This is a genomic window from Dermacoccus sp. UBA1591, from assembly GCF_002322065.1.
GTDB lineage: Bacteria > Actinomycetota > Actinomycetes > Actinomycetales > Dermatophilaceae > Dermacoccus > Dermacoccus nishinomiyaensis.
On record NZ_DCNR01000018.1, the window covers coordinates 40,184 to 51,346 of the forward strand.

11 protein-coding genes are annotated in these 11,163 nt (G+C 71.4%); 7 read left to right on the plus strand and 4 right to left on the minus strand.

Annotated features, from left to right (window positions below; all coding sequences use genetic code 11):
- Positions 1–59: 59 nt before the first annotated feature.
- Entirely contained in the window at positions 60–701 is a 642-nt protein-coding gene (locus B2284_RS01855; protein ID WP_240742520.1) for a DUF3253 domain-containing protein, read from the plus strand.
- Positions 702–905: 204 nt separating this feature from the next.
- On the opposite strand, the gene B2284_RS01860 is transcribed toward B2284_RS01855, so the two are convergent.
- Both B2284_RS01860 and B2284_RS01865 read right to left on the minus strand, forming a co-directional pair.
- Positions 906–1,628 (minus strand): CPBP family intramembrane glutamic endopeptidase, encoded by a 723-nt coding sequence (locus tag B2284_RS01860; RefSeq protein ID WP_062256485.1) that lies wholly within the window; start codon positions 1,626–1,628, stop codon positions 906–908.
- Positions 1,628–3,043 (minus strand): tryptophan-rich sensory protein, encoded by a 1,416-nt coding sequence (locus B2284_RS01865; RefSeq protein ID WP_074046442.1) that lies wholly within the window; start codon positions 3,041–3,043, stop codon positions 1,628–1,630. The genes B2284_RS01860 and B2284_RS01865 overlap by 1 nt, the downstream gene beginning before the upstream one ends.
- Before the next feature lie 236 nt (positions 3,044–3,279).
- Here B2284_RS01865 and B2284_RS01870 point away from each other — a divergent pair, with 236 nt between their 5' ends.
- Positions 3,280–4,002 (plus strand): DUF998 domain-containing protein, encoded by a 723-nt coding sequence (locus B2284_RS01870; protein WP_074046431.1) that lies wholly within the window; start codon positions 3,280–3,282, stop codon positions 4,000–4,002.
- A 113-nt stretch (positions 4,003–4,115) separates the two neighbouring features.
- Here B2284_RS01870 and B2284_RS01875 read toward each other — a convergent pair whose 3' ends face one another.
- Both B2284_RS01875 and B2284_RS01880 read right to left on the minus strand, forming a co-directional pair.
- Complete coding sequence (locus tag B2284_RS01875) at positions 4,116–5,744, minus strand: glycosyltransferase family 39 protein (protein WP_136788581.1); 1,629 nt, start codon at positions 5,742–5,744, stop codon at positions 4,116–4,118.
- A 37-nt stretch (positions 5,745–5,781) separates the two neighbouring features.
- The gene (locus B2284_RS01880; RefSeq protein WP_136788580.1) at positions 5,782–6,996 is read right to left on the minus strand and encodes a glycosyltransferase; all 1,215 of its coding nucleotides are present in this window, start codon (positions 6,994–6,996) and stop codon (positions 5,782–5,784) included.
- A gap of 327 nt (positions 6,997–7,323) precedes the next feature.
- Here B2284_RS01880 and B2284_RS01885 point away from each other — a divergent pair, with 327 nt between their 5' ends.
- The 5 genes from B2284_RS01885 to B2284_RS01905 all read left to right on the plus strand — a co-directional run.
- Entirely contained in the window at positions 7,324–8,283 is a 960-nt protein-coding gene (locus B2284_RS01885; protein ID WP_136788579.1) for a phytoene/squalene synthase family protein, read from the plus strand.
- 79 nt (positions 8,284–8,362) lie between these two features.
- Entirely contained in the window at positions 8,363–9,388 is a 1,026-nt protein-coding gene (locus tag B2284_RS01890; RefSeq protein WP_136788578.1) for a Rieske (2Fe-2S) protein, read from the plus strand.
- A gap of 31 nt (positions 9,389–9,419) precedes the next feature.
- Positions 9,420–9,890, plus strand: a complete 471-nt coding sequence (locus B2284_RS01895) for a lycopene cyclase domain-containing protein (protein WP_074039799.1) — start codon at positions 9,420–9,422, stop codon at positions 9,888–9,890.
- 1 nt (position 9,891) lies between these two features.
- A complete protein-coding gene (locus B2284_RS01900) occupies positions 9,892–10,209 on the plus strand; it encodes a lycopene cyclase domain-containing protein (RefSeq protein WP_038566746.1) in 318 nt (105 codons plus the stop codon).
- On the plus strand, positions 10,206–11,163 hold a 958-nt coding region (locus B2284_RS01905; RefSeq protein WP_286697108.1), incomplete at its 3' end, for an FAD-dependent oxidoreductase. The genes B2284_RS01900 and B2284_RS01905, both read left to right, overlap by 4 nt.

An 11,163-nucleotide genomic window follows, 5' to 3' on the forward strand; every position in this document is an offset into this window, starting at 1 on the left:
CGGGCATGTCAGACGTGCTCCGGTGGACACGCGGCGGCGTGGGCCGTCACAGTGGGCGGGTGAGTGAACCCGAGCGCACCCCGGACGGTCGCTACATCGTCGTGAACGGTCGACGCTGGCGCGCGTCCGACCCCGGCATCCCGCCGAAGCTGCGGCAAGAACTCGTCGACGAACTGATGGCCGCCCGTCGCCTCGTGCGCACGGACGCCGAGCACGCCCGACCGCGCGTGCAGGAGGCCAAGATCGCTCTCGGCGAGCGGGGCTACGAATGGTGGACTACTCCGTCCGACGACGAACGCGACGTCCGCATCGAAGCGACGATCCGCGCGCTGCTGCGTCATCGCGCCGGCAAGAGCATCTGCCCCAGCGACGTCGCGCGCGTGGTCAGCAGCGGCGCGCACACTGACATCCATGGCGACGGTATTTCGAAGGCGAGTGGCCACGAGACGGCGACCCAAGTCGGAGGCGAGTCGACCACCACCGGGGGCAGCGATGCGACGAACGGCGATGACGGGTGGCGCGACCTCATGCCCGCCGTCCGCGCCGTGGCGCATCGAATGCGAGCGGCCGGCGAGGTGCTCGTCACCCAGAAGGGCAAGGCCGTCGACGAGACAGCTCGCGGGCCCGTCAGGATCATCTTTGCCGACGGTGGCGCTGACGATGACATTCGTGGTGACGCTGGGGAGCGCCCCTCGTCGTGATGTTCCCCGACATCGCGTCGCTGCCGACGCGATGTCGGGCGAAAAGCGCTGACGCTCAGTCTGACGACGGGGCGTATCGCTCGAGATCCGCCGCGACCGTCCCCCGACGCCACCCTGAGTGCCAGCCTGGCACCACAGGTTGACATCCACCGTAGATCGCAGCGGGGGGACACCCACGTCAAGGGCGTCGGGCGGCCGATCTCACTACACGACGTGCGGCAGGACGAACAGCATGAGCATCGACCACGTCAGGTGCGTGACGATCGGCCCCGCGAGCGAGCCCGACTGCTGACGCAGCACGGCGACGACGAAGCCGAGCATCGCCGCGGCGAGTGCGAGCAGCGGAATGCCGGTCAGGGCCGTGACGGCGGTGTAAGCGACGGTCGTCCACAGCACGCGCTTCCTCGGCGACAGCACGCGCCAGAGCCCGCCTCGGTAGAACACCTCCTCGGCGATGCCGTTGACGGCCGTCGTCAGTGCGACGATCGGCAGGCTGCCCTTGCGGGCATGGTCGAGCAGGTGCGAGACGGGGTCGCGCAGCGCCGGGATGAAGCGCACGAGAAACGCGCCGACGACGAACAACAGCGCCAACGCGATGCCGATGCCGAACGCCTCGAGCAGTTCGCGTCCGTCAGCGCGCCAGCGCAGCCTGGTCGCGCCGACCCGGCCGGCCGCGAAGATCCCCGCTCCGTAGATGACGGCGACGAGGAACGTCGCCGGGTAGAACAGGGCCTGCCCCGGCTCGAGATTGAGCGACCACGACAGTGCGACGGCGGCCGCGACGCCCGTCGCGCCGATGATGACCCGCGTCGCCCCGAGACGATGCTCGGGCACGGGATCGGTTGCGGCGTCACGTAGTTCGACGTCGCGTGCCCCTGCGAGCGCGGCGCCGAAGACGTGGCGAGGTGAGCGGTGCGATGTCGCCATCAGCGTCCCGGGTTGCGACGGGCGATGACCGCGCTGAGGACGGTGGCGAACCCCGTCCACGCCGCGTACGGCGCGAGCACGACGCCCTTCTCCGGCGAGGCCTTGTGCGCGCGGCGCACGAGGTCGGCCGAGCTGGCGGCGAGCACCGCAGCCTCCAGCACCGCCGGACGCAGCTTCTTCGCGGCGAAGAACGTGCCGTTCCAGCCGACGTTGAGGGCCAGGTTCGCGGCGAGCGCCGCGATGTACGCCCGCTGTTCCTTGGTGCGGCCCGTCTCGGCGAGGTCGGCGATCGTCAGGCTCGAGATGAGCGCGAGGTCGGTGTAGAGCGCGCTCCACACGATCGGGAACGCGGCGGGCGGCGGCTGGATCGCAGGCTTGCGCAGCGTGCGGTACCACGCCGACTTCGGGTCGGTCAGCAGCGAGCCGGCGACGGCGGTCGCGGCGACGGCGGCGGACGTCAGCCCGAGCGTGCGTACCCAGCGCGTGGTGTCGAGGTCCTTCACGGCCGCGCGCACGGCATCCTCGAACGTCGTGTGACCGCCCGGAGGTGCGCCGACGAGGTCGTCGAGGTCGCGTTCGTGGACGACGGTGTCGTGCTGCAGGCTGCCGATGAGCGGCGCCGCCAGGCTGCTGGAGACGGGCGTCACGAGGCCGATCCAGTGCCCGGCGAGTCCGGCCGTCGTCACCGGCGCGGTGCCGACGATGCGCGGCAGCCAGCGCTTCGTCGCCTTCGCGTAGCGCTTCATCATGTCGCCGTACGGCATCGGTTCGGGGCCGCCGATGTCGAAGGTGCGGCTGACGTCGGCGGGCAGGTCGGCGGCACCGACGAGATAGTGCACGGCGTCGGCGACGGCGATCGGTTGGATGCGGTTCTTGATCCACTTCGGCGCGATCGCGCCGGGCAGGCGCTCGCTGAGGTTGCGCAGCATGATGAACGACGACGACTCGTCACCGATGACGACGCCCGCCTGCAGCGCCGCCGTCGGAACGCCGGAGTCGATGAGCACGTGGCCCACCTCGACGCGCGAGCGCAGGTGGTCGGACAACTGCTCGACGTCCTCGTCGTCCGGGTGCAGGCCACCGAGGTAGACGATGCGCGAGACGCCGGCGTCGCGGGCGGCGTCGGCGAACGTCGAGGCCATCTCCTTCTCCTCGGAGACGAAGTCGTCGGACGTGCTCATCGAGTGCAGCAGGTACCAGGCGACGTCGACGTCCTGCATGGCGCGCGCGACGTCGGAGGCCTCGGACGCGTCACCCTCGACGACCTCGACGTGCTCGCCCCACGGCAGCGCACGCACCTTCTTCTCGCTGCGGCTGAGCACGCGCACGCGCCATCCCCGCTCGACGAGTTCAGCGGCCACCTGGCCGCCGACGTATCCGGTGGCCCCGGTGACGAGGGCGAGGCGAGAGGTCATGAAGTCCATCCGTTTCATCGAGGAATGCGCGTGGATCACGTTGGAATTTCAGGATAGTCGTACCTGACGTCGGCGTCAGCGGCGCCGGTCACAGCGGGGTTGCTCAGCGCGGGCGTCAGCTGCGCCGCTCATGCGGGCGCACCTGAGCGCCGCGGTGCGTGGGGAACGGTTCGCCGTCATTCCAGCCTGCCGGCGCCCACGAGGGGGCCGGGCGGCTGCGGCCTACACTCCTCGACGTGTCCGAACCTCAGGGCGAGCCCTCGTACCCGCCGCTCCGAGCCGAGCGCCGCTCGGCTCGGCGCGAGCGTTCGGCGGCGGCATTGCTCGTCCTCGGGCTCGTGCTGTGCGTGGGCGCGTACGTCGCGGCGGTGCATGCTCGGGGCGCGTCTTTCTCCTGGCGGCGCGCGATGATCAGCGACCTCGGACGCACGATCTGCCGCGACTGGCACGGATTCTGGGTCTGCTCGCCGCGCGCCGACCTCTTCAACGTCGCCGTCGGCGTCGCAGGAGCCTGCATCCTGACGGCGGGGGTTCTGACGCACGATCGACTCGGACGATTGCTGACGGCGGCGCTCGTCTGCCTCGGCGTCGGACTCGTGTGGGTCGCGGTCTTTCCCGCTGACGGAGCCATCGGGGTGCACATGGTGGGCGGCGTGCTCGCTCTGCCGGCGCCGTCCGTCCTGTTGCTCGCACATGGGCTGGTGGGGGTGCGGTCGGCCGACTCACGAGGGGATCACGATCGGTTCGCGAGCGAGCGCGAGCCCCGTCACACGCTGACGCGCGTGCTCGGGGCGCTGGGTGCCGTGTCGTCGCTCATGAGTCTCGACCACGTCATGCCGGCGCCGGCACCCATCCCGCGCGGGGTGGCGGAGGGCGTCTCGCTGCTGGCGCTCGCAGTTGCTCTCGTCGTCGTGGCGTTCGACCTGCTGCGACGCCCGCGCGACATCACCGCACCCTGACACACCCCGCCTCCCTCGATGTTGCCCGGGTCTCACGGCGCCCGCGCCCCAAGAAGTGGGCAACATCGCGGCCTTGGACGTGCCGCGCCACACGAGGAGTAGGGGAGTGCGCCTCAACCGCCGAGGCGGCGCAACGTCGGCCAGACGGCGCCCCATCCTCCTCGCGGGTCGGAACATCGCAGCATCGTCGTGCCGTCGAGGCCGAACGGGTCGTGCGGCGCGATGAGCCGCCCAGCGGGGTCGCAGCGCGTGAACGCCGCACGGATGCGGTGCTCGTCCCCACCGACGGCGAGGACGTCATGCGTGCCCCCGTCGCTGCGTGGCGGCCCGAGGCTCCAGAGCGCGTTGTGCCACGAGGCGACGTCGGCACGCGGCACCCCGAGCGCAGGGCCGTACTGATGTGCAGCTCCGGAGAGGGCATACGAATCGGTGACGATGGCCGCGCCCGTCGGACGGGCTGTCGCCATCTGGGCGGCGAGTGACGGCCAGTCGGTCTGGTCGCGCTGCATGGGGTCGAGGGCGGAGACGATGGAGAACGCCGGTGACGAAACGGGCGCGATCGGTAGGCAGATGAGGGCTGCGACGACGGCGTTCGACGTCACGAGGATGGGCGCGCGTCGCCACACGTGCTCCTCGTCCGCAGCCGCCCGCGCCCAGCCGACCGCGACAAGCGGCAAGAACACCGCGACCGCGTAGTAGGGCTGCGCAGGGGAGACGAGCGCGAACACAAGAACGATCGCGGCCATGACGGCGAACACCGGCCCGGTGCGCTGTTGTGGTGGGTCCGGGGCGATGCGGCCGGCGTGACCGTCGTCGGTGGAGAAAGGATCGTTCGTGACGCCGCCGAACGCCTTGACGCGGGCGTCGTCAGCGGGACCGCTGCGCCAGCCGCCCGCCTCGACGTGTCGACCGTCGTCGTCGCCGCCGTCAGCTCCGGGGTGGGCGGCGCGACGACTTCCCGGGCGCCACCACAACCCCCGCCACGCGACCTGCACGAACGGCGGTCCGACGAACACGACGAGCAGCGGCACGACGAGCCATCGGTTGAGCGCGCCATGGCGAGCGACGAGGTCGGCCGAGACGTCGAGCATCGGCACGCCGTGAACGATCTGCGCCCCCACCTGGAACCCGCCGAGCGCGACGAGCAACGCGGCGCCGCACCAGGCGTCACGGGTGCGCAGTACCCACCGGGCGCACGTGGCGAGCGCGACGAAGGCCGCCGCGACGAGCACGAGGACGAGGAGCTTGTTCCAGCACGCCACCCCAGCCGCCGCGCCGGCCCACGTCAGCGCATGGCGACGCCCCGTCAGCGCAGCGACGACACCGAGCACGACGAGCTGCCACGCGAGCAGATCGAGGCTCGCCGTCAGCATGACGTGCCCCATGAGCAGCGGATAGACGGTGAACGCATGCGCCCACGCGGCGATGCGCTGCACCCTCACATCAGCGCCGAGAAGCCGCGGAAACAGCCCCGCGACGAGCGCGCCCGCCCCCGCCGCGAGCGCGGCCGGCAGCCGTTGCACCCACACCGCGTCACTCACCGACGCCGCTGCGTGCGCGAGCCAGACGGTGAGCGGCGGCTGATCGTCGTACCACCACGCGGGCGGCAACATGCGAAAGTACAGCTCGTCGCCGTGAAAACCGTGGCGCGAAGCCGTCGCGAGCAGCACGATCATGACAGCCAGCGCTGCCGGAGCACCGGGGCGCCGCCACGGCTGCGCCTCGACGAACCGCGCCGACACACGCCACCTCGATGAACTCGACGCGGACAGCGTCACGTCATGCCCCGCCGACGAACTGTTCGATGGCGGCGACGGCCACGCCCGCGCCGTCCTCGGTCGCCACCTGACGTCCGAGATCCGCTGCACGCTCGCGCATTTCAGCACTCATCGCTGCGCGCAGCCGACGCGTCAGCAACCCCGCGGTGAGCAATCGACGCGGCAGCGGCGCGGGTGCGGCGTCGAGCGTGTGGAGGCGGTGCGCCCAGTGGTACTGGTCGGCGAAGTGCGGGACGACGACGCTGGGCGCGCCCGCGGCGAGCGCGGTACCCGTCGTCCCCGACCCGCCGTGGTGGACGACGGCGCGCACCTGCGCGAACAGCGCGTGGTGCGGCTCGTCACCGATGCCGACGACGACGCCATCCGCCTCGCGCGGCGCACCGTCGAGCTGGACGAGCGCACGCACGCCGAGTCTCCGGCACGCCTCGGTGACGACGTCGACGACGCGGCCCGGTGAGTTCTGGTGCATCGAGCCGAACCCGACGGCGATCCACTCGTCACCGGAGGCGAGCAGCGCCCGGGTGCGCTCCGACAAGCCCTCGTGCGGCGCCTCGCGCCACCACCCCGTGACGACAGTGCGGGAGTCGTCCACCGGGTCGGCGAGCAGCGGGCTGTACGCGTGCAGCGAGCCAAGAGTCGCCGTCGTCAGGCCCGTGGGGTGGGCGGCGCGCAGGTCGAGTCGGCCGTCGGCCCATCCGCCGTCGACGCCCGCGAAGTACGGTTCGACGCGCCGCAGCGCTCCACGCGCGCGACGCCGCACACCGGTGGGCAGCGTCCACGCGTACGGCAGCAGCGGCATCGGCCCGTCGAGCCTGTCGAACTCGGGCCACAGGTGCGCGCGGACGACGGGGACGTCGGCGCGCATCGCCTCGTCGACGGCGGCGATCGCGAAGCTCGAGGCGACGAGGACGTCGGCGCCCGCGAGCGCCTCACGCGTGGTCGGCCCGAACGACTGCAGGAACTCGGCGAACACGTTGCGCGTGCGGTTGAGCGCGCGCAGATCACCACGCCGCAGTGCGGTGCCCGCCGGGCCGGCGAGGAGGGCACCCGGATCGCTCGCCACCGTCACGACGCGCGGGCCGTCCGGCATGACGTGCGCGAGCGACGCGTGGGTGACGACGGTGACGTCGTGCCCACGGGCGACGAGACGCGCGGCGAGCACCCCGAACGGGACGGCGTCGCCGCGGCTGCCGGCGGCGGCGATGACGACCCTCATGCAGCCCGCTCCGACGGGTGAACGCACGGGGTTTCGGTGCTCGCGTCGCGTTCGCGCGGGCGTCGGAATCGCATGGCACACCTTCGAATAGCCGGACGGGTGCCCTCATCGTAGTGCCGCCACGACGGCACGAACGGGCCCGCAGAGTCGCCGCGGCACGGTCGCAAACGCCAACCCCCATGGTCGAATTCCGTGATTTTCCAACGCCTCCGGGGCGCTCGCATCGGCGCGTCGGCGGCTATGCTCATGGTTCGGACCCGCGGGCAGGTCACCCTCACCTGCGACCGGCCGATGGACGTTCACACCCCGTCACCCGTGGAGGCACTCGTGACAGACCCCGAGGCCCTCCTCACGCATGGCTACCGCCAGGCGCGCGACATCACCCGCATGCACGGCACGACGTACTACTGGGGGACGCTGTTCCTGCCGCCGCAGCAGCGCCGCGACGTCTACGGCCTGTACGCCCTGTGCCGCCTGGCCGACGACATCGTCGACGAGCCCGACAAGGCCACCGGGCACGGCCTCGACGCATCGTTGCCGCCGGGGGAGCGTCTCGCGCAGTTCGAACAGCGCTTCCAGGCCGACCTCGCCGCGGGGCGCAGCGACGACCCGTTGTTCGCCGCCATCGTCGACACCGCCCGGCGTCTCGACCTCGATTCCGGTTGCTACGACCGCTTCTTCGGCGCCATGCAGCTCGATCTCGTCCGCACGTCGTGGGCGTCGTGGCCTCAGCTGCGCGACGAGTACATGGAGGGCTCGGCCGCCGTCATCGGCGAGATGATGCTGCCTGTGCTGCGCCCGCGCTCGCGGGAGGCCGCGTTCGCTCCGGCCCGCGCGCTGGGGCTCGCGTTCCAGCTGACGAACTTCCTGCGCGATGTCGGCGAAGACCTCGAACGCGGTCGCGTCTACCTGCCCGCCGACGAACTCGCCGCGCACGGCGCCGACCCGTGGCTGCGCCGCGTCACCCCGCAGTGGCGCGCGTTCATGGCCGAGCAGATCGCCCGAAACCGCGCGCTGTTCCACGACGCCGAAGCCGGTCTGCCGCACCTGCCGGCCTCGTCGCGACGGTGCGTCGGCGCGGCGCTCGCGATGTACTCACGCATCCTGTGCCTCATCGAGGCGGCCGACTACGACGTGTTCAGCACGCGCCACCGAGTCTCCGCAGCACGCAAGAGCGCCATCGCGGGAGCCGTCGTCGTCACCGGACGCGCCCGAACTGCGGCGCCGGTCGCGCCCTCGTCATCGGCCGTGGCGAACGAGCCGGCCGTGACGTCATCCGCGTCATGAGCGAGGCGCACCCGACGATGGAGACCGGCTCGACCCACCGCACCCCCTCGCCCACCGAAACTCGCCGAAGGAGCCGCAGATGAGACGCCCGCCCCGCAACCGCGCCGAACTGCGTGCCGAGATCGCGCGGCGCAACCCGATCCGACGCGTCCCGCAGCCGCCGGAGGAGCAGATTCGCTCGACGTGGCGTCAGGCCGCGGTGCCCCGCATCGAGCGGATGCTGGCGCGCGCCCTCGCCCAGGACGCGGGTGGCTGGCACGTCGCGGCGGCGAGCACGGACGTCGTCGCGGGGCGTTCGACGGTGCGCACGATCCTCGGACGCGAGATCGCGTTGTGGCGCGGCACCGACGGCTCGGCGCTCGCGGGGCCGGGCGCGTGCCCGCACATGGGTGCGCTGCTGGAGAACTGCCACACCGATGACGGCGACGTGCTGTGCCGCTGGCACGGGCTGCGGCTGCCGAGCGAGTGGCCGGGCGAATGGCTCACCTACCCCGCGCACGACGACGGCGTCCTGTTCTGGGTGCAGTTGCCCAGCGACGGCGAGACGCCGAGCGATGCGCCGGTGCTGCCCCCGCGCGCTCCACTCGACGAGGCGCTCGTCGCGGTCTACACGCGTGAAGCGCGCTGCGAGACGTCCGACGTCATCGCGAATCGCCTCGACCCGTGGCACGGGGCCTGGTTCCACCCATACGCGTTCAGCCACCTCGTCGTCGACGAGGACGCGAGCGATGACGACTGCCTCGTCACCGACGTGACGTTCCGCCTCAACCACACCTACGGCGTTCCGGTGCGCGCGGCGTTCACGTGCGCCGACAGCCGCACGATCACGATGACGATCATCGACGGCGAGGGCGTCGGCAGCACCGTCGAGACCCACGCGACGTGCGTGCAGCCGGCGAGCGCCGAGCAGCCGGCTCGCAGCGTCATTCACGAGGCGACGATCGCGCACTCCGAGCGCCCCGGTTTCCGTGCGGCGCGGGCATTCGCGCCGCTCATCCGCCCGCTCGTGCTGCGCACGCAGGGCCAGTTGTGGGTCGACGACCTCGAGTACGCGGAGCGTCGCTACGAACTGCGTTCGGGTTTCGCGAGGGACGGGCAGTCGTGACGGCGGCCGACGTCGTGGTGGGGTGGGCGACATGAGCCTGCCCGCGTCCTGGGATCCCTATCAGTACCTGCTGCTCATGGGTGGATGCCTGCTCATCACGCTGCCGCTCGAACTCGTCCTGCGCGCCCGCGTGTACTCACGCCCGCGACGGTTGCTCGCGGCGCTGCTGCCCGTCGTCGTGCTGTTCAGTGTGTGGGACATCGTCGGGATCGTGCGCGATCACTGGTCGTACTCGCCGCGCTTCACGTCGGGTTGGGATGTGCCGCTCACCCCGATGCCGATCGAGGAGCTCGTGTTCTTCGTCGTCATCCCGATCTGCGGGCTGCTGACGTACGGAGCCGTCGGGTTCTGCCTGCGCCTGCTCGCCGCGTGGCGCTCGAGCGGGAGCGCGAGAAGTGCTCTCGCCCGGGTCGATCCGCACGGTCGGGCGGGCGAGGGACGCCATGTGGCGGCTGATGGCTCGTCCGCGCGAGGCGATCATCGCCCGTCGAGGGAGGTGTGACGTGCCCGAGTACACCGTGCTGACCGTCGCGTCGATGATCGGCGTCGTCGCTCTCGAAGGGCGTTGGCGCACCGGCATCTTCACCTCGGCGCGCTACTGGTGCTCGATGGTCATCGTGTTCGCGTTCCAGATCCTCGTCGACGGCTGGCTGACGAAGCTGAGCGACCCGATCGTCCTCTACGGGCGCGATCAGTTCCTCGGCATCCGCTTTCCGTGGGACATCCCGATCGAGGACTTCGGGTTCGGCTTCTCGATGGTGACGCTGACGATCCTGCTGTGGGAACACCACGGCCGCCGCCGAAAGGAGAACGCACGATGAGCGCGACGATCGAGGCCTTCACGGCGGGGCTGCGACGGGTGCCGCCGTGGCGCCCCGGACGTGATGCGGCGGCCGAACGGCATGAGCCTGACGGTCGGGGTGGCCCTGCTGCGTCGAGGGTGGCGGACGCCGCGGCCCCCCACGTCGTCGTCGTGGGTGGTGGGATTGCCGGCATCAGCGCCGCCGTCGGGCTGGCCGAGCGCGGCGTGCGCGTCACGCTCATCGAGGCAGAAAGCAGCCTCGGTGGCCGAGTGCGCAGCTGGCCCGTCGACGTGCCGACCCCGGGCGCTGACGCGTCGGGCGCCCCGGACGATCGAGCGACGATGAGCCGCGGGTTTCACGCGTTCTTCCGCCAGTACTACAACCTGCGCGCGCTGCTGCGCCGCGTCGACCCGGGCCTCGAATGTCTGCGGCCCGTCGCGGACTACCCGCTGCGTCACGCGGACGGTACGCAGGATTCGTTCACGCAGATCGCGACGAGGCCGCCGCTCAACTTCCTGTCGTTCGTCGCCCGCAGCCCCTCGTTCGGTCTGCGCGACCTGTCGCGCGTCGACGCCGACCGCGCCCTCGACCTGCTCGACGTCGACTTCCCCGCCACGTATTCGCGCTACGACGGGGTGAGCGCCGCCGACGCCCTCGACGCGCTGCGATTCCCCGAGCGCATGCGCTCGCTCGCGCTCGAGGTGTTCGCACGCAGCTTCTTCGCCGACCCGCGCGACTTCTCCGCCGGCGAACTCGTCGCCATGTTTCACATGTACTTCCTCGGTTCCGGCGAGGGGCTGCTGTTCGACGTCAGCCGCGACGACTTCGACACGACGATGTGGCGACCGCTGCGCTCCTACCTCGAAGACCTCGGCGCGCACGTCGTGACGGGTTGTCGCGTCGAGTCGATCGAGCGCGACGGCGAGGGTTTCCGTGTCAGCGCCGGCGCGGCTGCTGCGGGTGCGGCGGGTA